This window comes from Ruegeria sp. CH5, from assembly GCF_056537025.1.
This window is the reverse complement of record NZ_JBQFQT010000002.1, coordinates 92,758-114,183: the sequence shown is the minus strand read 5'-3', so window position 1 is coordinate 114,183 and position 21,426 is coordinate 92,758. Positions and strand designations below refer to the sequence as shown.

At 63.4% G+C, this 21,426-nt stretch carries 22 protein-coding genes and 1 tRNA gene; 18 read left to right on the top strand and 5 right to left on the bottom strand.

The window, feature by feature from the left end; translation table 11 throughout:
* Window positions 1–62 precede the first annotated feature (62 nt).
* The 7 genes from pcaF to ACR0JC_RS07880 are packed head-to-tail and all read left to right on the top strand — an operon-like array spanning window position 63 to window position 5,666.
* Window positions 63–1,265 carry a 3-oxoadipyl-CoA thiolase gene (gene pcaF / locus ACR0JC_RS07910; RefSeq protein WP_480763710.1) on the top strand — a complete coding sequence of 401 codons (1,203 nt, stop codon included), beginning with the start codon at window positions 63–65 and terminating at the stop codon, window positions 1,263–1,265.
* 15 nt (window positions 1,266–1,280) lie between these two features.
* The gene (gene paaA, locus ACR0JC_RS07905; RefSeq protein ID WP_170340298.1) at window positions 1,281–2,273 is read left to right on the top strand and encodes a 1,2-phenylacetyl-CoA epoxidase subunit PaaA; all 993 of its coding nucleotides are present in this window, start codon (window positions 1,281–1,283) and stop codon (window positions 2,271–2,273) included.
* A 23-nt stretch (window positions 2,274–2,296) separates the two neighbouring features.
* A complete protein-coding gene (paaB, locus tag ACR0JC_RS07900; RefSeq protein WP_005978248.1) occupies window positions 2,297–2,581 on the top strand; it encodes a 1,2-phenylacetyl-CoA epoxidase subunit PaaB in 285 nt (94 codons plus the stop codon).
* On the top strand, window positions 2,581–3,342 hold the full coding sequence (gene paaC, locus ACR0JC_RS07895; RefSeq protein WP_170340295.1) for a 1,2-phenylacetyl-CoA epoxidase subunit PaaC: 762 nt from the start codon (window positions 2,581–2,583) through the stop codon (window positions 3,340–3,342). The genes paaB and paaC overlap by 1 nt, the downstream gene beginning before the upstream one ends.
* A 6-nt stretch (window positions 3,343–3,348) precedes the next feature.
* Window positions 3,349–3,810 carry a 1,2-phenylacetyl-CoA epoxidase subunit PaaD gene (gene paaD, locus ACR0JC_RS07890; RefSeq protein WP_170340292.1) on the top strand — a complete coding sequence of 154 codons (462 nt, stop codon included), beginning with the start codon at window positions 3,349–3,351 and terminating at the stop codon, window positions 3,808–3,810.
* A 10-nt stretch (window positions 3,811–3,820) separates the two neighbouring features.
* Window positions 3,821–4,894 carry a 2Fe-2S iron-sulfur cluster-binding protein gene (locus tag ACR0JC_RS07885; protein WP_170340289.1) on the top strand — a complete coding sequence of 358 codons (1,074 nt, stop codon included), beginning with the start codon at window positions 3,821–3,823 and terminating at the stop codon, window positions 4,892–4,894.
* A gap of 13 nt (window positions 4,895–4,907) precedes the next feature.
* Window positions 4,908–5,666: a Phenylacetic acid catabolic protein gene (locus ACR0JC_RS07880; protein WP_170340287.1), complete on the top strand. Its 759-nt coding sequence runs from the start codon at window positions 4,908–4,910 to the stop codon at window positions 5,664–5,666.
* Here ACR0JC_RS07880 and ACR0JC_RS07875 read toward each other — a convergent pair whose 3' ends face one another.
* The 5 genes from ACR0JC_RS07875 to paaG form a co-directional block, all read right to left on the bottom strand.
* Window positions 5,667–5,876 carry a hypothetical protein gene (locus ACR0JC_RS07875; protein WP_170340285.1) on the bottom strand — a complete coding sequence of 70 codons (210 nt, stop codon included), beginning with the start codon at window positions 5,874–5,876 and terminating at the stop codon, window positions 5,667–5,669. It abuts the gene before it with no gap.
* A 71-nt stretch (window positions 5,877–5,947) separates the two neighbouring features.
* The gene (locus tag ACR0JC_RS07870; RefSeq protein ID WP_170340282.1) at window positions 5,948–6,544 is read right to left on the bottom strand and encodes a TetR/AcrR family transcriptional regulator; all 597 of its coding nucleotides are present in this window, start codon (window positions 6,542–6,544) and stop codon (window positions 5,948–5,950) included.
* A 3-nt stretch (window positions 6,545–6,547) separates the two neighbouring features.
* Complete coding sequence (gene paaK / locus ACR0JC_RS07865; RefSeq protein ID WP_170340280.1) at window positions 6,548–7,858, bottom strand: phenylacetate--CoA ligase PaaK; 1,311 nt, start codon at window positions 7,856–7,858, stop codon at window positions 6,548–6,550.
* A gap of 15 nt (window positions 7,859–7,873) precedes the next feature.
* Complete coding sequence (gene paaI / locus ACR0JC_RS07860; protein WP_170341068.1) at window positions 7,874–8,302, bottom strand: hydroxyphenylacetyl-CoA thioesterase PaaI; 429 nt, start codon at window positions 8,300–8,302, stop codon at window positions 7,874–7,876.
* A gap of 2 nt (window positions 8,303–8,304) precedes the next feature.
* On the bottom strand, window positions 8,305–9,090 hold the full coding sequence (gene paaG, locus ACR0JC_RS07855; RefSeq protein ID WP_480763698.1) for a 2-(1,2-epoxy-1,2-dihydrophenyl)acetyl-CoA isomerase PaaG: 786 nt from the start codon (window positions 9,088–9,090) through the stop codon (window positions 8,305–8,307).
* A 166-nt stretch (window positions 9,091–9,256) separates the two neighbouring features.
* Between paaG and ACR0JC_RS07850 the strand changes: the two genes are divergently transcribed.
* The 11 genes from ACR0JC_RS07850 (at window position 9,257) to ACR0JC_RS07800 (ending at window position 21,386) form a co-directional block, all read left to right on the top strand.
* Window positions 9,257–10,276, top strand: a complete 1,020-nt coding sequence (locus ACR0JC_RS07850; protein ID WP_170340276.1) for a TRAP transporter substrate-binding protein — start codon at window positions 9,257–9,259, stop codon at window positions 10,274–10,276.
* 56 nt (window positions 10,277–10,332) lie between these two features.
* The gene (locus ACR0JC_RS07845; protein WP_170340274.1) at window positions 10,333–10,839 is read left to right on the top strand and encodes a TRAP transporter small permease; all 507 of its coding nucleotides are present in this window, start codon (window positions 10,333–10,335) and stop codon (window positions 10,837–10,839) included.
* Window positions 10,836–12,188, top strand: a complete 1,353-nt coding sequence (locus tag ACR0JC_RS07840) for a TRAP transporter large permease (protein ID WP_170340272.1) — start codon at window positions 10,836–10,838, stop codon at window positions 12,186–12,188. Before ACR0JC_RS07845 ends, ACR0JC_RS07840 begins: the two co-directional genes overlap by 4 nt.
* A 43-nt stretch (window positions 12,189–12,231) precedes the next feature.
* Window positions 12,232–14,262: a phenylacetic acid degradation bifunctional protein PaaZ gene (paaZ, locus tag ACR0JC_RS07835; protein WP_170340271.1), complete on the top strand. Its 2,031-nt coding sequence runs from the start codon at window positions 12,232–12,234 to the stop codon at window positions 14,260–14,262.
* A 51-nt stretch (window positions 14,263–14,313) separates the two neighbouring features.
* On the top strand, window positions 14,314–15,114 hold the full coding sequence (locus tag ACR0JC_RS07830) for a PaaX family transcriptional regulator C-terminal domain-containing protein (protein ID WP_170340269.1): 801 nt from the start codon (window positions 14,314–14,316) through the stop codon (window positions 15,112–15,114).
* 72 nt (window positions 15,115–15,186) lie between these two features.
* A complete protein-coding gene (locus ACR0JC_RS07825) occupies window positions 15,187–16,668 on the top strand; it encodes a flavin-containing monooxygenase (protein WP_170340266.1) in 1,482 nt (493 codons plus the stop codon).
* Window positions 16,665–17,639, top strand: a complete 975-nt coding sequence (locus tag ACR0JC_RS07820) for an alpha/beta fold hydrolase (RefSeq protein WP_170340264.1) — start codon at window positions 16,665–16,667, stop codon at window positions 17,637–17,639. The genes ACR0JC_RS07825 and ACR0JC_RS07820 overlap by 4 nt, the downstream gene beginning before the upstream one ends.
* Window positions 17,640–17,710: 71 nt before the next feature.
* Window positions 17,711–17,787, top strand: a tRNA-Met gene (locus ACR0JC_RS07815).
* 230 nt (window positions 17,788–18,017) lie between these two features.
* The gene (locus tag ACR0JC_RS07810; protein WP_170340262.1) at window positions 18,018–19,397 is read left to right on the top strand and encodes an amidohydrolase family protein; all 1,380 of its coding nucleotides are present in this window, start codon (window positions 18,018–18,020) and stop codon (window positions 19,395–19,397) included.
* Window positions 19,398–19,401: 4 nt separating this feature from the next.
* Window positions 19,402–20,208 (top strand): DUF3299 domain-containing protein, encoded by an 807-nt coding sequence (locus ACR0JC_RS07805; protein WP_254430748.1) that lies wholly within the window; start codon window positions 19,402–19,404, stop codon window positions 20,206–20,208.
* Window positions 20,205–21,386 carry a carbohydrate porin gene (locus tag ACR0JC_RS07800; protein ID WP_170340258.1) on the top strand — a complete coding sequence of 394 codons (1,182 nt, stop codon included), beginning with the start codon at window positions 20,205–20,207 and terminating at the stop codon, window positions 21,384–21,386. The genes ACR0JC_RS07805 and ACR0JC_RS07800 overlap by 4 nt, the downstream gene beginning before the upstream one ends.
* Window positions 21,387–21,426 lie beyond the last annotated feature (40 nt).

Here is a 21,426-nt window from a genome sequence, read left to right as displayed (position 1 = left end):
GGCGTATTACCCGACCAAGCGGTCACTTATTGACTCGGACGCAAGACACGAGGTTCTGACGCATGGACGCTTTCATCTGCGACGCACAGCGCACCCCGATCGGACGCTATGGCGGGGCTTTGTCCCAGGTTCGCACCGACGATCTGGCCGCGATTCCGCTGGCTGCGCTGAAAGAGCGGAACCCGCAGGTGGGCTGGGCCAGCCTGGATGACGTGATCCTGGGCGATGCCAACCAGGCCGGCGAAAGCAACCGGAACGTGGCGCGCATGGCCGCCCTGCTGGCCGGTTTCCCGGTTCAGGTGCCCGGCACCACGATCAACCGCCTGTGCGCCAGCGGCATGGATGCGGTCGGCATGGCCGCGCGGGCCATCAAGGCGGGCGATTATGACATGGCGATTGCCGGTGGCGTCGAAAGCATGTCGCGCGCGCCCTTCGTGATGCCCAAAGCCACCAGCGCTTTTTCCCGCGCCAACGCTGTCTATGACACCACGATCGGCTGGCGTTTCGTGAACCCGAGGATGCAGCAGATGTACGGCACGGATTCAATGCCGCAGACCGCCGACAACGTGGCCGAGGACTATGACATCAGCCGTGCCGATCAGGATGCCTTTGCGGCGCGCAGCCAGGCCCGCTGGGCGGCCGCGCATCAGGCCGGCGTTTTTGCCGAGGAAATCACCCCCGTGACCATCCCCCAGCGCAAGGGCGATCCGCTGGTGGTGGACACCGACGAACATCCCCGCCCCGGCACCACGGCCGAAAAGCTGGCGGGCCTGAAGGGCGTCAACGGGCCGGACAAGACGGTGACGGCGGGCAATGCCTCGGGCGTCAATGACGGCGCCGCGGCCATTCTGCTGGCCAACGAGGCCGCCGCGCAGAAAAACGGCCTGACCCCAATGGCCCGTGTCGTGGGCATGGCGGTCGCGGGGGTCGAGCCTCGGGTCATGGGAATCGGTCCGGTCCCGGCCACCCGCAAAGTGCTGGCCCGCACGGGGCTGAGCATCGAGCAGATGGATGTGATAGAATTGAACGAGGCCTTCGCCGCCCAGGGTCTGGCCACCCTGCGTGAACTTGGCGTGGCCGATGACGCCCCCCATGTGAATCCAAATGGCGGCGCTATCGCCATCGGCCATCCGCTGGGCACGTCCGGCGCACGGCTGGTCATGACGGCGGCCTATCAGCTGCGCCGCACCGGCGGGCGCTATGCCTTGTGCACCATGTGCGTGGGCGTGGGCCAGGGCGCCGCACTTATTCTCGAACGCGTGTAAGGGAGGAGACCCGACATGTACGCTCAGATGATCAAGACGGCAGGAACAGGCGTCAAATCCCGCGAGGAAATGACCGAGCAGGAACGCGCCTTTCAGGACAAGATCGACGCCGACATCAAGATCGAGCCCAAGGACTGGATGCCCGACGACTATCGCGCGACGCTGATTCGCCAGATCGGCCAGCACGCCCATTCCGAGATCGTCGGCCAGCTGCCCGAAGGCAACTGGATCACCCGCGCGCCCACGCTGGAACGCAAGGCGATCCTGCTGGCCAAGGTGCAGGACGAGGCCGGGCATGGCCTCTATCTGTACTGCGCCGCCGAAACCCTGGGCGTCAGCCGCGACGAACTGACCGAGATGCTACTGGACGGGCGGATGAAATACAGCTCGATCTTCAACTATCCAACGCTGAACTGGGCCGATATCGGCGCGGTGGGCTGGCTGGTCGACGGGGCGGCGATCATGAACCAGGTGCCGCTGCAGCGCACCTCGTTCGGGCCGTATTCGCGCGCGATGATCCGCATCTGCAAAGAAGAAAGCTTTCACCAGCGCCAGGGCTATGACGCGATCCGCAAGATGGCCGAGGGCACGCCCGAACAGCGCAAGATGGCGCAGGACGCCCTGAACCGGTTCTGGTACCCGTCGCTGATGATGTTCGGCCCGTCCGACAAGGACTCGGTGCATTCGGCCCAGTCGATGGCGTGGAAGATCAAGATCAACACCAATGACGAGTTGCGCCAGAAATTCGTGGATCAGACCGTGCCGCAGGCCGAGTATCTGGGCCTGACCATCCCCGACCCCGACCTGAAGTGGAACGAAGAGCGCGGGCATTACGATTTCACTCAGCCCGACTGGTCGGAATTCTTTGACGTGATCAAGGGCAACGGCCCCTGCAACACCGACCGCCTGGCCGCCCGCAACAAGGCCTGGGACGACGGCAAATGGGTGCGTGACGGTCTGCTGGAACATGCCCGCAAGAAACGCGCCCGCAAGGTCGCAGCCGAATAACCCACCCGATAGGAGGACACCTGATGAAAAACGAATGGCCCCTGTGGGAAATCTTCATCCGCGGCCAGCACGGCATGAGCCACCGCCATGTCGGCTCGCTGCACGCGCCCGACGCCGAAATGGCGATCAAGAATGCCCGCGACGTCTATACCCGCCGCAATGAGGGTGTCTCGATCTGGGTGGTCGAGGCCAACAACATCACCGCCAGTTCGCCCAGCGACAAGGGCCCGCTGTACGAGCCCAGCGAAAGCAAGGTCTATCGTCATCCGACCTTTTTCGACATCCCCGAAGAAGTGGGGGCGATGTGATGACCCGCGACGAGGCATTCCTGCAATTCCTGCTGCGGATGGGGGACAACACGCTGATCCTGGGCCATCGCGTCAGCGAATGGTGCGGCCACGCGCCGGTGCTGGAGGAGGACATCGCGCTGGCCAACACCGCGCTGGACCTGATCGGCCAGACGCAGATGTGGCTGGGCCTGGCCGGAGAGGTTCAGGGCGAAGGCAAGTCCGCCGACGATCTGGCCTTTCTGCGCGACGCCTGGGATTTCCGCAACGTGCTGCTGGTCGAGGTGCCCAACGGCGATTTCGGCCGCACCCTGATGCGCCAGTTCCTGTTTGATGCCTGGCACTCGATCATGCTGGGCCGGTTGCTGAAATCGTCCGACGACCGGGTCGCGGCGATTGCCGAGAAGGCCAGCAAAGAGGTCGCCTATCACCTGGAACGGTCCAGCGACACGGTGGTCGGACTGGGCGACGGCACCGAGGAAAGCCACAGGCGCATGCAGGAGGCGCTGGATTACCTCTGGCCCTATGTGGGCGAGTTGTTCGCCAGCGACGAGGTCGATGCCGAGATGGCCGCCGCGGGCATCGCCCCCGATCCGGCCAACCTGCGCGAGGAATATGACGCGCTGGTTCGGCGCGTACTGACCGAGGCCACCCTGACCGTTCCCGACAGCCGCTTTGCCCACAAGGGCGGCCGCGACGGACGCATGCATACCGAACATCTGGGCCACCTGTTGACCCAGATGCAATGGCTGCAGCGGGCCTATCCGGGCGCAACCTGGTAAAGGCAGATGAACCGCGCCAACGTAGAGCAGGTCTGGGAATGGCTCGACGCCGTGCCCGACCCCGAGATCCCCGTGATCTCGGTCGTCGATCTGGGCATCGTGCGCGATGTGACATGGGAAGGCGACACGCTGAAGGTTGCCGTGACGCCCACCTACTCGGGCTGCCCAGCGACCTCGGTCATCGCGATGGACATCGAAACCGCCCTGCGCGACCACGGCATCGACAAGATCAAGCTGGAGACCCGCATCTCTCCGGCCTGGACGACCGATTGGCTCAGCGACAAGGGGCGTGCGAAGCTGAAGGACTATGGCATCGCACCGCCCCAGCCCGCGGGCGGACCCGACCGCTGTCCGCATTGCGGCAGCACGGCAGTGGAAAAGGTCAGCCAGTTCGGCTCGACTCCGTGCAAGGCGCATTGGCGCTGCACCGACTGCCTGGAACCTTTCGACTATTTCAAGTGCATCTGAGGAGGACCGGATGGCACGTTTTCACGATCTGGAAGTCACCGACATCCACAAGACCATCCGCGACGCGGTCGTGGTCACGCTGAAACCGGTGAACGGCGCGGCCGAGGAATTCGACTTTGTCCAGGGCCAGTACCTGACCTTCCGCCGCGAATTTGACGGGGAAGAGCTGCGCCGCTCCTACTCGATCTGCGCGGGCAAGGATGACGGCGTTCTGCAGGTGGGCATCAAACGGGTCGAGGGCGGCGCCTTTTCAACCTGGGCCAACACCGAGCTGAAAGTGGGCGACAGGCTGCAGGCGATGCCGCCGATGGGGGCCTTCCACACACCGCTGGACCCGGCCGCGCATCGGCAGTACCTGGGCTTTGCCGGCGGGTCGGGCATCACGCCCGTGCTGTCGATCCTAAAGACCACGCTGGCACGCGAGCCGAATGCGCGCTTCACGCTGGTCTATGCCAACAAGGGCGTGAACACGATCATGTTCCGCGAAGAGCTGGAAGACCTGAAGAACCAGTATATGGGCCGCGTGAACGTGATCCATATCTTGGAAACCGACGCGCAGGAGATCGACCTGTTCACCGGGTTGGTGACAAAGAGAAAATGCGCCGAACTGTTCCAGCACTGGATCGACGTCGAAAACACCGACACCGCCTTCATCTGCGGCCCCGAGCCGATGATGCTGGGCATTGCCGAGGCGTTGCGCGAACACGGGCTGGACGACAGCCAGATCAAGTTCGAGCTGTTTGCCAGCGCCCAACCCGGCCGCGCCAAACGCAAGCAGGGCGATGCGGCAACAGCTGCACAGGCCAACCAGACCCAGGCGCGGGTCACGCTGGACGGCGCCACCCAGACCCTCACCATGCCCAAGGACCAGACCATTCTGGATGCGGCGCTGGAAAACGCGATGGACGCCCCCTATGCCTGCAAGGCCGGGGTCTGTTCGACCTGCCGCTGCAAGGTGATCGAAGGCGAGGTCGAAATGGTGGCCAACCACGCGCTCGAGGATTACGAGGTCGAGAAGGGCTATGTGCTCAGCTGCCAGGCCTACCCGCTGACCGACAATGTCGTCGTCGATTACGACCAGTAAAGGGAGAGGGACCATGGCCGAAGACATGAGCATCGAAAGCTACCTAGCGGCAGGCGGCGTTCTGACCAACCCGACCAATGTGCCACCCCGATACCGGGCCGAGCTGATGAAACTGATGGCGACCTTCGTCGATAGCGAACTGGCCGGTGCGGCTGGGTTTGCGGACATCATCAACCAGGGGCCGGGCATCAAGGAACGCATCGCGGCGGCGAAGATCGTTCTGGAAAAGACCGACAATGCCGACCGCGTGCTGAAGATCATGGGCGAGTTCGGCGCGGATACCGACCGCTATGCCACGCATCACCCGTGGACCGCCCGGCTGGACCGTTCCGCCGATATCGGGGCCACGCGCAGCGAACATGACATGCGCCTTGCGGTCTTCAACTATCCAATCGAAGGCTGGACCGATGCGGTGGTGATGAACCTGCTGATGAGCCGGGCCGTGGGCGTGCAACTGGCCGAGTTCGCGCTGGTGTCCTATCAGCCGCTGGCCGAGGCGTTCCGCGCCATCGCCCCGATCGAGGCGCATCACGGCGAACTGGCTCTGGAAGGCGCGGTCAAGCTGTTGGAACAGGGCGCGGCGCCGGCGATGCAGGACTCGGTCGATTACTGGTGGCCCCGCGTGGCCGCAAGTTTCGGCGCGGGCAACCCCGAGCGGATGGAAAAGCTGCGCCAGATGGGCCTGCGCCGGGCCTCGGGGGTCGAACTGAAAAACCGCTGGCTGGCCGAGGCCGCAGAGGTCGTCACGCGGCTGGGCCTTCGCACCCCGTGATCACCGCCCGCTGGGGCGGCTGATCAGGCCGTATTTCAGGGCAAGCGATCGCAGGCCGCGACGCCGTGGCCGAGCCACCATGTCCGCGTCACGCGCACCCGCTTTGCGGTTGAATTCATGGACGTCGATGATGCGCTCGGCGCAACCGCAGGCCTCGCCCATCCCGACCTTGGCGAAATAGAATTTGTCGAACCGTTCCGGTTTTTGCATGGCGCCCTCCGACCGCAAGTAAACGCCGGGACACCCGCGAAAGCCAAATCACAATGCCGGCAGGGCCGGAGCTACAGCGCCTTGACGCCCGACAGGGTCAGGTTACTGACCAGCGCGGCATAGTCCCGGCGCGCCTGCGCATCGGCACCGGAATTCCACATGTAGTACCAGTTCAGCATGCCGAAGACCGACATCGTGGCCGACCGCAGCTTGGCTCCGTCGCCCTGGAACACGTCGGGTGCGACCTCGGACAGGATCCCGCTGAGGAAATTCACCATGTCGCGCTGATATCCGCGCAACAGGCGCTGCTGATCCTCGGGCAGAGCCGACATGCCGCTGGTCTGGACCCGGTGTTCGTCATCCACACCCTGATAAGCCAGCAGGATCTCGGCCACCACGCGGTGCAGTTTTTCGGGCGGGCTTAGGCCGTCCATCTCGAGCCCGCAGATCAGGTCGCGCAGTTCCCGCAGATAGGTCTCGAGAATGTCGAACAGGATCGCGTCCTTGCTGTCGTAGTAGTGATAGATGTTGGCCTTCGAGATCCCGCATTCGCGCGCAAGCTGGGTCATCGAGGCGCGGTCGAAGCCTTCGCGGGCAAAGACCCGCGCCGCCGATTTCAGGATCTGCGCGCGTTTCTGGTCGTGATCTTTTGCAATCGTACGGGCCAAACCTCACTCCTTGTCTCGGTTGTCGACGACGCGCTTGGCCTTGCCTTGGCTGCGCTCGACATCGCCGGGGTCCCCTACAACGATCTCGGTGGAAACGCCAACGATGTCCTTGATCCGCTTGGTCAGCATCCGCGCGGCGGCGGTCTTGCTGAGTTCGTCGGCCGCGTCGGGCATCGCCTCGACATAGACACGCATCGCGTCCATGCGGCCGGATTTGTACAGCTCGATCTGGTAATGCGCGGCGATGCCGCCGGTTGCCATGACCTGTTCCTCGATCTGGCTGGGGAAGACGTTGACCCCGCGCAGGATGATCATGTCGTCGCTGCGGCCGGTGATCTTCTCCATCCGCCGCATCGAACGCGCGGTGCCCGGCAGCAGCCGCGTCAGGTCGCGGGTGCGGTAGCGGATCATCGGCAGGCCTTCCTTGGTCAGCGTGGTAAAGACCAACTCGCCCATTTCGCCGTCGGGTAGAACCTCGCCGGTCTGCGGGTCGATGATCTCGGGGTAGAAGTGATCCTCCCAGATGACCGGGCCGTCCTTGGTTTCCACGCATTCGTTGGCGACGCCCGGCCCCATGATCTCGGACAGGCCGTAGATGTCGACGGCATGCATGTCAAAGGCCTGCTCGACCTCTTTGCGCATCGCATCCGTCCAGGGCTCGGCCCCGAATACGCCCACCGACAGAGAGCTTTCGCGCGGGTCCATCCCGACCTTGTGATACTGTTCGAGGATGTTGAGCATGTAGGACGGCGTGACCATGATGCCGTCGGGTTTGAAATCGGTGATCAGGGCCACCTGCTTCTCGGTCTGACCGCCGGACATGGGAACGACCGTGGCACCGAGACGCTCGATTCCGTAATGCGCGCCCAGACCGCCGGTGAACAGGCCGTAACCATAGGCGTTGTGAACCATGTCGCCTTTGCGCAGACCGCTGGCGCGCAGGCTGCGGGCCACCAGATCGGCCCAGTTGTCGATATCGGCCTTGGTGTACCCCACCACGGTCGGTTTGCCCGTGGTGCCGGACGAGGCATGCAGGCGGATGATCTGCTCCCGCGGCACGGCAAACAGACCGAACGGGTAGTTGTCGCGCAGGTCGTTCTTGTAGGTGAAGGGAAACTTGGCCAGATCGGCCAGGGTTTTCAGATCGTCGGGATGTACCCCGGCCTCGTCGAACCGCTGCTTGTACATCGGCACGTTGTCATAGGCGTGACGCAGCGACCATTTCAGGCGGTCCAACTGCAAGCTGCGGATTTCATCGATCGACGCGATCTCGATCGGGTCAAGATCCGCTTTGTTCGGGGTCAGATCCTTCATGATGTCCTCCTCACCTCAAGTTTCTGGAAACAGGGTGCCATTGATCGCGCGGGAAAAGCCCCGGAACTCGGCGATCTTTTGACCGTCCTGGTTGGTCACTGTCACGTCATAGATGCCGCTGCGGCCGGTCAGGCTCTGCTCGGTCGCGCGGGCGGTCAGCCGGTCGCCCAGCCGGCCCGGCGCGACATAGCTGATCACGTTGTGCTGGGCCACGGTCGACTGGTTGCGGCTGTTGCAGGCAAAGGCAAAGGCGCTGTCGGCCAGCATGAAGGTCACGCCGCCATGGCAGATCCCGTGCCCGTTGCAATGGTGCTGCTGCACGGTCAGCGCCAGTGTCGCAGTGCCCTCGTCGACCTCGACCAGGTCCATCCCCGCCCATTTCGAGGCATGGTCCTGCGCCCACATCGCAGCGGCGGCCTTTTCGGCGTGTTCTTTCGGCGTCATGCTCATTCGCCCCGAAACTCCGGGCTGCGCTTTTCCAGAAAGGCTGCGACGCCTTCGGCATAGTCGGCGGATTCACCGCAGGTCTTCATGGCGTCGGCCTCGATTTCCAGATGATCGGTCAGGCTGTTGGTCGCGGCGGCCTGGATGGTCTGCTTGGTCAGACCCAGGCCCAGCGTCGGGCCGTTCGACAAGCGTTCGGCCAGCGCGCGTGCCTCGGCCATCAGATCGGCATCGGGCAGGGCTTTCCAGATCAGGCCCCAGTCCGCGGCCATTTTCGCCGCCAAGGGCTCGCCGGTCAGCGCCAGCCCCTTGGCACGCGCCTCGCCCAGCAGATGCGGCAGGTGCCAGCTGCCGCCGGTATCGGGGATCAGCCCGACCTTGGCGAAGGACTGGATAAATTTCGCGGACTCGGCGGCCAGCACGATATCGCAGGCCAGCGCAAGATTGGCACCCGCGCCCGCGGCCACGCCATTGACCGCGCAGATCACCGGAAAGTTCAGCGACCGGATCAACCGCACCAGCGGCGCATAGAAGGTGCGCACCGTGTGGCCCAGATCCGGTGGGCCGTCCATTTTCGACGGGTCGCGATCGGCCAGATCCTGCCCCGCGCAGAACCCGCGCCCGGCCCCGGTCAGCAGGATCGCCCGCGCGCCCTCATCGCGCGCGCCTTCGATGGCGCGGCGTAGGGCATGGTGCATTTCCTCGGTGAAGCTGTTCAGGCGATCAGGGCGGTTGAGAGTGATTTCCACATAATTTCCACGCCGCTGCGCAAGAATCGTATCGCTCATGGGCCGCTCGCTTTGCATTCGTTTCGATATTCTTCTTGCATTAACCGAACGGTTGGTCAATAAATTTCTCCGACGAAGCGCCGAATCCGGGCTTTCGGCCGGTTGATGGTTACAAAAAGGACCATTAACGCATTTGTGACTCATGTTTTGGAGGAGGAAACCAGTCATGAAACTCAACGGGATCAAAACGCTATTGGCGACGGCTGCCTTGGCAGTGTCTGGCAGCGTGGCATTTGCGGCGGATTACACCCTGACGATTTCCAGCTGGGCGCCGCCCACCCACGGGATAAACGCCAAGATGTGGCCCAAATTCGTCGAGATGGTCGAAGAGGCCACTGACGGCAAGGTGACTGCCGAGCTGAAGCTGGGCATCGCCCCGCCCCCGGCCCAGATGGACCTGATCATGGATGGCGCGGCGGATGCGTCGATCATCTTCCACGGCTATCAGCCGGGCCGTTTCGTGACGACCAAACTGATCGAACTGCCGGGCTATGAAGGCTCGGCCGAGGCCGCCTCGGTCGCCTATTGGCGCGCTTACGACAAATACCTGAAGGCCGCCGACGAACACCGCGGCGTCAAGGTCATCGCTCTGCACACCCACGGCCCCGCCCAGCTGCACACCAGCAGCCCGGTGACCTCGATGGACCAGATCTCGGGCCTCAAGGTGCGGATCCCCGGTGGCGTCGGTGGCGACGTGGGCACCGCGCTGGGTGCGACCGGCATCCAGGTTCCGGCCCCCAAGGTCTATGAGACGTTGGCCTCGAAGGCCGCCGACGGTGTGGTCATGCCGTTCGAATCCCGCAAGGGCTTCAAGCTGACCGAAGTGGCCCCGAACGTCTATGAGATGCCGGGCGGCCTGTATCGCGGGTCGTTTGCCTTCATCATGAACGAGGACACCTTCGCCGACCTGCCCGAGGACATCCAGAAAGCGCTGGAAGAAAACGTGTTCGGCGAACCGCTGAGCCGCGAAATCGGCAAGATCTGGGACGAGATTGACACCATCGGCCGTGAAGCGACCCAAAGCACCGAAGGCAATGCGATCCACGAAGCCGCTGCCGAGGACATGGAGAAATTCTCGACGATCGCCGAGGACGTGCGCGCCAAGGTTATTGCCGAAGTCAACGAAGCCGGCGTCGATGCGCAAGCCGCCTACGACATGATCAAGTCGGAAATGTCCTCGAACTGATCCCTGATGCGGGGCGGCACAGGCCGCCCCCACCCAGCCCCATTCGGAGCCACCCGATGACCCCTCTCATCCAGCTTGTACGGCGCGCCAGCGTCCTGCCGGTGATCGTCGCCTGCACGGCCCTGTTCATCCTGATGGTGATGACCTTCTGCGACGTGATCCTGCGGTCGGCCTTCAACGCGCCGATCGAGGCCGCCACTGAACTGACGCGCATCCTGATGGCGATTCTGGTGTTCTCGGTGCTGCCCATCATCTCGGTCACCAACGGGCATATCGCCGTGGACCTGACCGACGGTATCTTTCACCGCCTGCGCCTCAGCCGCCTGCGTGACGCGGTGATCTATATCCTCAGCGGCGTCATGTTGTACTGGCCGGTCCAGCGCGTCTGGATACTGGCCGAACGCGCCCGCGACTATGGCGATGTCACCGAATACCTCAGCATCCCGACCTACCTCGTCGGCTGGTTCATCGCTGCGTCGGTGGCGATCACCGCCGTGGTGATGATCATCACCGGACTGGTGCACCTGTTTGCCCCCAAGACCCTGACGGAATCCACTCAATGACCGCTGCACTCATCGGATTTGCCCTTGTCCTGATCCTGGTGCTGATGCGCCTGCCCATCGTCTTTGCCATGGGGCTGGTCGGCACGTTGGGCTTTGCCTATGAACGCGGCGGCTCGATCTTTGACGAGCGCGGGCTGAAGGCCGCGATGTCGATGGTCGGCCGCCAGATCACCGATACCGCGCAGGATTACGGCCTGTCGGTCGTGCCGCTTTTCATCCTGATGGGCCTGTTCGTCAACAAGGGCGGCATGGCGCGCGAGCTTTACGCCGTTTCCAACGCCTTTCTGGGCCATATGCGCGGCGGTATCGCCATGGCGACCGTCGCGGCCTGCGGCGGATTCTCGGCCATCTGCGGATCGTCGCTGGCCACCGCCGCGACCATGTCCAAAGTCGCGATGCCGCAAATGCGCCGTTATGGGTATTCCGACGAACTCTCGACCGCATCGATCGCGGCCGGCGGCACGCTGGGCATCCTGATCCCGCCCTCTGTCATCCTGGTCATCTACGGGCTGCTGACCGAAACCTCGATCGGCAAGCTGTTCATGGCCGGCATCATCCCCGGCATTCTGGGCATCCTGTTCTACCTGTTCGCCGTGCGCTGGACCGTCTGGCGCAACCCGGAGGCCGGCCCGGCCGGTGAACGCGCCAGCTGGGGCGAGCGCATCAGCGCGCTGGGGTCCGTCTGGGCAGTGCTGCTGCTGTTCTTCCTGGTGATCGGCGGGCTGTATGGCGTGTTCGATTTCGAACCGCTGAACCTGACCTTTTCGCCAACCGAGGCCGCAGGCATGGGCGCCGCCGGCGCCTTTCTGATTGCGCTGTTCCGCGGCGGGCTGACCGTTGGATCGACCTTCGAGGTGCTGAAGGAAACCTGCTTTACCGCCGCCGCGCTGTTCGCGGTACTGATCGGCGCGCAGATCTTTTCGAACTTCATCAACCTGGCCGGCTTGCCCGAGGCGCTGATCGCCATGGTCACCGCCTATGACGTGGCACCCTTCGTCGTGATCCTGATGATCCTGGGCATCTACATCATCCTGGGCTGCGTGTTCGAATCCCTGTCGATGCTGCTGCTGACGGTTCCGATCTTTTTCCCGCTGGTGACCTCGCTGGGCTATGACCCGATCTGGTTCGGCATCGTCGTGGTGGTGGTCACCGAGATCTCGCTGATCACCCCGCCGGTGGGCCTGAACGTCTTCATCCTCAAGGGCGTGGTGGGCGATGTCTCGACCGGCACGATCTTTCGCGGCGTGACCCCGTTCTGGGTGGCCGACATCTTCCGCCTGGCGCTGATCGTTCTGGTTCCGATCGTGGTTTTGTACCTGCCGCAACAGATGGGCGCGCTGGGTCACTGAGCAGATTTCGCCGCGCAAGGCGGCCCCAATACAGGAGCATTTCATGTCTCTGAAACAGATTTCCAGTTTCGCCGCGGGCCAATGGGTTGCGCCCGGCGCCGGGGCCCGCACCATCGCCTCGGCCATCACCGGAGAGCCCTTCGCCACCGCCGGCAACGACGCGCTGGACGTGCAGGCGATGCTGGCCCATGGCCGCGATGTGGGCGGCCCTGCCCTGCGCCGGCTGACTTTCCATGAACGCGCCAAGATGCTCAAGGCGCTGGCGCAGGCGCTGTCGGAACGCAAACAGGCGCTCTATGACCTGAGTTTTGAAACCGGCGCCACGCAGAAGGATCACCTGATCGACATCGACGGCGGTATCGGCACCATGTTCGTCTTTGCCTCGAAAGGACGGCGCGAGATGCCCGACGGCCATGTCTATCTGGACGGCGATGTCGAGCAGCTGTCGCGCAGTGGCACCTTCCTTGGTCAGCATGTCTGCACCCCACTGCAGGGTGTCGCGGTGCATATCAACGCCTTCAATTTCCCGGTCTGGGGGATGCTGGAGAAACTGGCCCCCACCCTGCTGGCCGGGGTTCCGGCGATCGTGAAACCGGCCACCAACAGCTGCTATGTCACCGAATTGGCCGTGCGGATCATGCTGGACAGCGGCATCCTGCCCGACGGCGCACTGCAGCTGGTCTCGGGCGGGCTGGGCGACATGCTGGATCACCTGACCTGTCAGGACGTGGTCAGCTTTACCGGATCGGCCGACACCGCGATGAAGCTGCGGCAGAACCCGGTGATCGTTGCCAACTCGGTGCGGTTCGTGGCCGAGCAGGACAGCCTGAACGCCTCGATCCTTGGCCCCGACGCGGCACCCGGCACGCCCGAATTCGACCTGTTCGTCAAGGAAGTCGTGCGCGAGATGACGACGAAGGCCGGGCAGAAATGCACCGCCATCCGCCGCATCATCGCCCCCGAGGCGCAGGTCGAGCCGCTGATCGCCGCGATCTCGGCCAAGCTGGCGCAGACCACGATCGGCGATCCGCGGCTGGAATCCACGCGCATGGGCGCGCTGGTCTCAAACGGGCAGAAGGCCGACGTTCTGGCCAAGGCCCGCCTCATCGGGCAAGAGGCCGAACGCGTGTTCGGCAACCCCGACGCGTTCGAGGTGGTCGGCGCCGATGCCGAAAAAGGCGCCTTCGTCCCGCCGATGCTGTTTCACTGCGCCGACCCCGACGCCGCCCGGCACGTGCATGACACCGAGGCGTTCGGCCCGGTCTCGACCATCATGGGCTATCGCGATCTGGACCACGCCATCGCGCTGGCCAATCGCGGCCAGGGGTCGCTGGTCACCTCGCTGATCACCCATGACCCCGAGGTCGCGCGCCAGGTGGTGATGGGCGCGGCCGCCTTCAACGGGCGGATCTATATCAACGACCGCGACTCGATGCAGGAATCCACCGGCCATGGCTCGCCCCTGCCGCACATGGTCCATGGCGGCCCCGGCCGCGCCGGCGGCGGTGAAGAGATGGGCGGCGTGCGCGGCGTGAAACACTACATGCAGCGCACGGCCCTGCAGGGCTCACCCCGGATGCTGGCGACGATCGGCCGGAAATGGATCCCCGGCGCGCCAGAGATCCAAGGCCCCGCCCATCCCTTCACCCGCAAGTTCGGGGACCTGCAGATCGGCGAGACGCTGCACACGGCGCCCCGGACCATCACGCTGGACGACATCGAACATTTCGCCCATTTCACCGGCGACACCTTCTATGCCCACATGGACGAGGACGCGGCGGCCAGAAACCCGTTTTTTCCGGGCCGCGTGGCGCATGGCTATCTGCTGCTGAGTTTTGCCGCCGGCCTGTTCGTCGAGCCGAACGAAGGGCCGGTGCTGGCCAATACCGGGCTGGACGGCCTGCGCTTCATGAAGCCAGTGGTGGCCGGCGACAGCATCAAGGTCCGGCTGACGGTCAAGCAAAAGACCCGCCGCACCGACGACTATGGCGAGGTGCGCTGGCACGTGACCCTGACCAATCAGGATGACGAGAAGGTCGCCGAATACGAACTTCTGACCATGAACGCCTACTGAGCGCACGGCAAAGTGTTTTTCTTGCACAGCCGGGCCGGATAGACTGGGCGCATGACCAACGCGCATCCGTGGTTCACCCAGGCCGTCGCCGAATTGGCCGACCCGCAGAATCAGCGGGTCTGGTCGATCATCGTGTCGCTGTTCGGCGACATGGCGCAGGAGCGCGGCGCCAAGATATCGGGCGGGGCGCTGGGCCGCATCATCGAACCGATGGGCATCAAGCCCGAGGCGATCCGCGTGGCCCTGCACCGTCTGCGCAAGGATGGCTGGATCGAAAGCGACCGGGTCGGGCGCGTTTCGATGCATTTCCTGACCGAATATGGCCGCACGCAATCAGCCCGGGTCACGCCGCGCATCTATGCGCGCGACCCTGCGCCGGATACGCCGCTGCACCTGCTGATCGCCGAGGATGGCACCGGCACCCGGCTGCTGGAAGACATCCTGCTCAGCCACGACTACACGCCGATCGGCCGCAACGCTGCGTTGGGACCGGGGGCACCGCCCGTGGACCAGGACGACCTGCTGATCCTTGAAGTCACCGCCCGCTCGGTCCCGCAATGGGTGCATGAAAAGCTGTTTCCGCCCGAATTGCGCACGGCTTGCCGGTCCTTGTACGAGGCCGTGCGCCACGTGTCCCGAGGCCGCCCGGCCAGTTGGGAACCCACAGCCTGTCAGATCGCCACCCTGCGCACGTTGATCGTGCACCGGTGGCGGCGCGTCGTTCTGCGCCTGCCCGACCTGCCCGACGGATTCTGCCCGCCGGACTGGACCGGACCGGCATGCCGTGCGCAGGTGTTCCGTCTGCTGGATCAACTGCCGCGCCCCCTGCCCGACGATCTAAACCAAGACTGACCCAACGGCAGGTTTTCCTGGAACGCCGTTTGACCCTATCCTGACCTTGTACCTTTGGGAGGAGGTGCAGGCATGACCCACGACACTGACATGCTGATCGTAGGGGCCGGGTTCTCGGGGCTGATCATGGCGATCGAGGCCCGCAAACGCGGCATCCACAACATCGCGATCCTTGAAAAGGCCGACGACATCGGCGGCACATGGCGAGAGAACACTTATCCCGGCGTGGCCTGCGATGTGCCCTCGCACCTGTATTCGATGGCAACCCATCCGAACCCGGACTGGACCCGCGCCTATGCAGGCGGGGCCGAAATCTGGGACTACATGCGCCGCGTTGCGCGTGATGAAGGGCTGTACGATCTGTGCCATTTCCACACCGAACTGAAGTCCGCCCACTGGGACGGAACGTATTGGCAGGTCGAGACGACCGGCGGCGCGCAATGGAAGGCACGGTTCCTGGTGTCGGCCATCGGCGCCCTGCACATCCCCAGCACTCCCGAGATCCCGGGAGCAGCGGGCTTTCAGGGTCCGGCATTCCACTCGGCCAAATGGGACCACACGGTGCCGCTGCAGGGTAAACGCATAGCAGTTGTCGGCACCGGCGCTTCCGCCGTTCAGTTCGTGCCGGAAATCGCCAAAACCGCCGCCCATGTCACCATCTTCCAACGCAGCGCGCCTTACGTTCTGCCGCGTCCCGACGGGCCGATTGCGCCCTGGGTCCGGCACCTCTATCGCCGCATTCCGCTGCTGCCGCGCATCCGCAGGCAGTTCATCTACTGGCTGTTCGAATTCCGCCACCGCGTGTTTCGCGGCGAAAAACGCGCGGTCGCCTTTGCCATGAAAATGTGGCGCAAAGGGCTGGAGGAGGCCATATCCGACCCCGAAATGCGCCGCATTCTGACACCGAACTACCGGATCGGATGCAAGCGCGTCCTCAGCTCGAACGACTGGTACCCAGCGCTCGCCCGCGACAATGTCAGCGTGATCCCGCATGGGGTCGAGCGGATCGAAGGGTCCGAGATCGTCGCGACGGACGGCAGTCGGACGGCGGCCGACATTCTGATCTGGGGCACCGGATTCCACGTGACGGACGCGGTCCAAAGGCTGGACATCCGCGGCGCGGACGGACTGAGCCTGCAAGACGCCTGGGCCGAGGGCATGCAGGCCAATCTGGGCACCGCCATTGCCGGGTTTCCCAACTTTTTCATCCTGCTGGGGCCGCATACCGGGCTGGGCCACAACTCGGTCGTTCTGATGATCGAAGCGCAAGTTGCCCATATCGGACGGGTGCTGGAGGAGATGCAGCGCGCGGGTCTGCCCGCGATTGCTCCAAACGCTGACCGGCAGGCCGACTTCACCCGCGAAATGCAGGAGCGTCATACCGACAGTGTCTGGCAGGCCGGCGGATGCACTTCGTGGTATCAGGACGCACAGGGGCGCAACACGACGCTGTGGCCCGGCACCGTTTCGGAATTCCGCAAACGTCTGGCGAAGGCCGGGCTCGAGCATTACCATCCCGTTGATCCCGCCCAGACCAAAGGACCGCCGACATGACCACCCTGCTGACCATTGCGCTGATCATCGGCGCCGCGTTGATCCTGATGCATCTTTGGACCCGGCGCCTGACGCGGATGGGAGCCCAATCCGTGCCTCAGCCCGGGCAGATCCTGCCGGTGAACGGCGGTTCGATCCATTATGTCGAACAGGGCGATCCAGAGAAGCCGACGGTGGTTCTGATCCACGGGCTGACCGGCCAGTTGCAGCACTTCACCTATGCCATGACCGACCTTCTGGCCGACGACTTTCACGTCATCGCGGTTGACCGGCCCGGGTGCGGGTATTCGACCCGCGACCACGCGCGGCTGGCCACCCTGCCGGAACAGGCGCGGATGGTCCACGAATTCCTCGAAGCCAAGGGCGTATCGCAGGCCATTCTGGTCGGACACTCGCTCGGGGGCGCGGTGTCGCTCGCCATGGCGCTGGACAATCCTGAGCGGGTTCGGGCGCTGGCCCTGCTGGCCCCGCTCACACATCGGGTACCCAGCACACCCGCCATCTTCAAGGCGTTGGAGATCCGGACCGAATGGCTGCGCAGCCTGATCGCCAACACGATCGCTGTTCCCCTGGCGAAAACCACGGCGCCGCATGTGATCGGCGAGGCGTTCGCCCCTGAACCGGCCCCGAGTGATTTCCTGAACCGCGCCGGTGGCGCCTTGGGGCTGCGCCCGTCAGCCTATATCACCGGATCGCAGGATCTGGCGGGCGTGGACGCCAGCATCGATGCCCAATCCCAACGCTACCACGAACTGAAGGTAGGGGGCGGCATCCTGTACGGGGCCGAAGATCCGATCCTGTCACCCAGCCAGCAAGGCGCACCGATGGTGGAATACGGGCTGAGCTTTGAACAGCTCGAGAACCGCGGCCACATGATCCCCCTGACCGCGCCCGAGGCCTGCGCAGAGTTCGTCCGCCGCATGGCCAACGCTTCGCAATCATCGTCGAAACCCGCCAACACGGCCGGATGAAGAATCCCGCATTTTCGTGGCATTTCCCTCTTGACCCTCTTCGGCCCCTCCCTTAAATCGCCTCTCACCGTGGCGGAGTAGCTCAGTTGGTTAGAGCAGCGGAATCATAATCCGCGTGTCGGGGGTTCAAGTCCCTCCTCCGCTACCACTTCCCTGAATTCCTCGAGTTTGGCCTTGGGCCGCGTCCGCTTGGCCAGTCGCGGTTATCATCGACTGCCGCTTATGCCCTCATGCCACCTGTCTGCATCAAGCGATTTGGCCAAACGGCCTGTTCCCCTCCAATGATCAACCCCGCAGGTTTGATTTTGGATCGCCGGCCCTATCATATTCAAATCTAGGATAATGATAGCCAAACAGGCACAAGCGGGAGGAACAGTGATGAAACGTCTATACCTTGGAGTGGTCTGTGCCCTCAGTTTCGCTTGGCCGGCGGCGGCCCAGGATGAAAAACCAGCTCAAACACTGTTCACCAACGTGCATGTCTTCGACGGCACAAGCGAACAACGCATCGAAAACGCCAGTGTTCTGGTCGAAGGGAACCTGATCAAAACGGTTTCGACCGAAGCGATCAACGCCCCAGACGCCACGGTGATTGAAGGCGAGGGGCGCACACTGACACCCGGGTTCATCGAGAACCACGCGCATCTCATGTTGATGGGGCCAAGTCTCAGCGCCATGGAAGCCAATTCGACATGGGAGGATTTCGGGATCCATGCCACGAGGATGGCCGAAATGTATCTGATGCAGGGTTTCACAACGGTCAGGGATGCAGGCGGGGCCAACGGTGGACTTCGCCGGGCTATCGACTCGGGTCAGATTCCCGGGCCACGCTATTATCCGTCGGGCGCTTTTCTAAGCACTCGTGGAGGCCACGCCGACTTTGGCAACTTCACCGCACCTCCGGGGACAGACACCAATTTCAGCCGCCTGAACATGGCACAGGAAATCAGCGGCGTTGACGACGTTTACAGATTCGGACGCAACAACTTCCGGATGGGCGCGACGCAGCTCAAATTCATGCAATCGGGCGGTGTCGTTTCGGCCTTCGACCCTTGGCAGTTGCTGGCCGGATCGCCAGAAGAGATCAAAGCCGCCGTGCAGGTCGCGAATGAATATGGCAGCTATGTCATGGCTCATTCCTATCGGAAGGAAGCAATTCTGGGTGCGCTCGACGCGGGAGTGATGTCCATCGAACACGGATTTTCGTTCGACTGCGAAATCGCTGAAAAGATGAACGAAATGGGCGCGTATATCACGACCAATCTAACAGCGTTCGATCCGGGCCTTCTAGATATACCGGCGGTCAAGAACCAACCATCGAGCCTTGCCAAGGCAATCTCGGCTTCGGCGACCTTCGAGAACTACATCCCGAACATGAAGGAATGCCCGGTCAAGCGCGGGTTCCAGACCGATTGCGTAGGCACAGTCGAAGCCTGCAACATCCAGATCGCGTATGAAAAACACCTGAACAACGAATTCTTCGGCCCCTATCAATCAATGGTCACACTGACCTCGATCGGAGGCGAGATCGCCCAGTTGTCCGGCGATTTCACCAATCCCTACACCGCCGGTAAGCTTGGAGTGATCGAGGAAGGCGCTTATGCAGACATCCTGCTGATCGACGGCAACCCGCTCGAAGATTTCTCGGTCGTGGGGACAGGCAATCAGTGGTTCGGCGCGGACCCGCGGCCTGACAGCCCCGAGACCATCCGCCTGATCATGAAGGATGGCGTGATCTACAAAAATACGCTCAACTAAGGCCATGATGAGGATTCGCGGTCGGGACCGCCATGACAAGCCCGCTTTTCTGAACTCCGTCGGAACTCTGCTGATTGCGGCGACGCTCAGCTTGGGTGCGGGCGCGCCATCCTGGGCTGGCCTCTCGGTTGGTTGGGACGATCTGCCCGACCCGACCGTTCAGACCTTCGAAGACCCCTATCGCGATCTCAGCCCCGAGCAGTTCGACGACGTCCTGTTCGTCGTTCGGCTGCGTGGCCGGCTGCAGCAGGATGTCGGAACGGAAGAGGACCGCCAGAAGTGGCAGGAGCTTCTGCACGAGACCGAGGATGCCCTGGCCGCGGGCGGTGTCGACGTGGACTGGCTGTTGGGTCAACGCGAGGTCGTGACCGAACGCAGGGAAAAAGCAGCCACGCTTGGCAACCCCTTGTATGACGGGCAAGAGGTCACGCTGTCCGGTTTCGCCATTCCGGCCCCGGCGGACGCGGACGGGCGATCTGTTGTCTATCTGGTGCCCGAACGGGGCATGTGCAGTCATATGCCGCCGCCGCCGCCGAACCAGATGATCCGTGTGATGCTGGATGCCGACTGGGTTCCCAGCTATGTCCACGAACCCGTCCGCCTGACGGGGCGTCTGACGATTTCGCCGACCGATCACCAGATGGTGGTGGTGGACGGGCTGATGCCGATGCGCGCCACGTTCCAATTGGAGGCAGACAAGGTCGAGACGCTCCAGAACCGCACCGACGGGCTGGAGTGGAGCGAGGATGCGACAGATCTTCTTCGGGCCGCGGGGCGGCGCAAAACCGGTGGTCAGGCGGCCTCGGAATGATCCGGCGGATTGCGCTGGTGCTGGCGGCCTTTGTCTGGGCCTCGGGTGCGGTCGCTCAGGGATTGTCAGGTCCCTCGTCGGTGAATGCCGAGCTTGAACCCGGAGACGGCTTGACCGATCCGCAATTCCGGTCGGATTTTCCACGCAATATCGCACCTGGATGGTTTGCCTGGAAGGATCGTCTGGCCGAAGACGGGTTCCGTTTCAACATTGACTATCTGGCCCTTGGGCAAACGACGGATGCCGACCTGGGCGCCGGTGAAGCCGCCAGCGGAATTGCCCGTTTCTATGGCAGCTGGCAGGCGACCGAACAGGGTTCGGTGACGTTCAAGGTGGAACACCGGCACAGCTATACCGATGTCGCGCCGCAGTTTCTGGGCCTGGACGGAGGCGCGCTTTCGATCACAGGAACCGCCTTCAACGACACGGGTTTGCTGCTGACGAACCTGTTCTGGTCACAGCGGGCCGCGGACGGGTCATGGACGCTGCAATTCGGTCAGATCGACGTGACCGACTTCGTCGACATTTATGGCCTTGTCAGTCCCTATAGCGGTTTCCAGAATCTGTCGTTCAACACCAACCCGACGATAAACGCCCCGAACCCCGGGCTGGGTCTTGCCGGGGGCGTGCGGCTGGGCAGCAATTTCTATGCTGTGGCCAGTGTCGCTGACGCAAACGCCGATCCGTCCGATCCGAACCTCGACGTTTTCAGCGACGGCAACCTCTTCAAATCGCTCGAGCTGGGCTACACGTCGGGCTTCGATCGGATCTATTTTGACAACATCCACCTGACCCTTTGGCACGCGGATGCAGCCGATGACGGCAGCCGGGCCGAAGACTATGGCGCGGCCTTCTCCGCCGCGTGGTTCGTGGGCAACCAATGGATGCCGTTCCTGCGCGCCGGTGCGGCAAAGGGAACGGCGGCGCTGTATGATCGGTCCCTGTCAGCCGGCATCGGGTACTACGGCCGGAACACCGATCTGGCTGGGCTGGGGCTGAACTGGGCCGAAGCCCGTGGCATCGACGGCGATCAGTTCACCCTCGAGGCTTTCTACCGTTTTTCGATTTCGCCCGGCCTGCAGATCACGCCGTCTGTGCAGTTCATCTCGAACCCACTGCTGAACCCCGGCCAGGACAACGTGGCCCTGTTCGGCCTGCGGACAAGGCTCGTGTTCTGACGCTGGCTGGGTCTACCCACTTGAGGCAATGAAACCCATG

What these genes read in the sequence shown, in the direction of transcription:
- pcaF (WP_480763710.1), top strand. Translation starts at nt 63, where the DNA reads ATGGACGCTTTCATCTGCGACGCACAGCGCACCCCGATCGGACGCTAT.
- paaA (WP_170340298.1), top strand. Translation starts at nt 1,281, where the DNA reads ATGTACGCTCAGATGATCAAGACGGCAGGAACAGGCGTCAAATCCCGC.
- paaB (WP_005978248.1), top strand. Translation starts at nt 2,297, where the DNA reads ATGAAAAACGAATGGCCCCTGTGGGAAATCTTCATCCGCGGCCAGCAC.
- paaC (WP_170340295.1), top strand. Translation starts at nt 2,581, where the DNA reads ATGACCCGCGACGAGGCATTCCTGCAATTCCTGCTGCGGATGGGGGAC.
- paaD (WP_170340292.1), top strand. Translation starts at nt 3,349, where the DNA reads ATGAACCGCGCCAACGTAGAGCAGGTCTGGGAATGGCTCGACGCCGTG.
- ACR0JC_RS07885 (WP_170340289.1), top strand. Translation starts at nt 3,821, where the DNA reads ATGGCACGTTTTCACGATCTGGAAGTCACCGACATCCACAAGACCATC.
- ACR0JC_RS07880 (WP_170340287.1), top strand. Translation starts at nt 4,908, where the DNA reads ATGGCCGAAGACATGAGCATCGAAAGCTACCTAGCGGCAGGCGGCGTT.
- ACR0JC_RS07875 (WP_170340285.1), bottom strand. Translation starts at nt 5,876, where the DNA reads ATGCAAAAACCGGAACGGTTCGACAAATTCTATTTCGCCAAGGTCGGG.
- paaK (WP_170340280.1), bottom strand. Translation starts at nt 7,858, where the DNA reads ATGAAGGATCTGACCCCGAACAAAGCGGATCTTGACCCGATCGAGATC.
- paaI (WP_170341068.1), bottom strand. Translation starts at nt 8,302, where the DNA reads ATGACGCCGAAAGAACACGCCGAAAAGGCCGCCGCTGCGATGTGGGCG.
- paaG (WP_480763698.1), bottom strand. Translation starts at nt 9,090, where the DNA reads ATGAGCGATACGATTCTTGCGCAGCGGCGTGGAAATTATGTGGAAATC.
- ACR0JC_RS07850 (WP_170340276.1), top strand. Translation starts at nt 9,257, where the DNA reads ATGAAACTCAACGGGATCAAAACGCTATTGGCGACGGCTGCCTTGGCA.
- ACR0JC_RS07845 (WP_170340274.1), top strand. Translation starts at nt 10,333, where the DNA reads ATGACCCCTCTCATCCAGCTTGTACGGCGCGCCAGCGTCCTGCCGGTG.
- ACR0JC_RS07840 (WP_170340272.1), top strand. Translation starts at nt 10,836, where the DNA reads ATGACCGCTGCACTCATCGGATTTGCCCTTGTCCTGATCCTGGTGCTG.
- paaZ (WP_170340271.1), top strand. Translation starts at nt 12,232, where the DNA reads ATGTCTCTGAAACAGATTTCCAGTTTCGCCGCGGGCCAATGGGTTGCG.
- ACR0JC_RS07830 (WP_170340269.1), top strand. Translation starts at nt 14,314, where the DNA reads ATGACCAACGCGCATCCGTGGTTCACCCAGGCCGTCGCCGAATTGGCC.
- ACR0JC_RS07825 (WP_170340266.1), top strand. Translation starts at nt 15,187, where the DNA reads ATGACCCACGACACTGACATGCTGATCGTAGGGGCCGGGTTCTCGGGG.
- ACR0JC_RS07820 (WP_170340264.1), top strand. Translation starts at nt 16,665, where the DNA reads ATGACCACCCTGCTGACCATTGCGCTGATCATCGGCGCCGCGTTGATC.
- ACR0JC_RS07810 (WP_170340262.1), top strand. Translation starts at nt 18,018, where the DNA reads ATGAAACGTCTATACCTTGGAGTGGTCTGTGCCCTCAGTTTCGCTTGG.
- ACR0JC_RS07805 (WP_254430748.1), top strand. Translation starts at nt 19,402, where the DNA reads ATGATGAGGATTCGCGGTCGGGACCGCCATGACAAGCCCGCTTTTCTG.
- ACR0JC_RS07800 (WP_170340258.1), top strand. Translation starts at nt 20,205, where the DNA reads ATGATCCGGCGGATTGCGCTGGTGCTGGCGGCCTTTGTCTGGGCCTCG.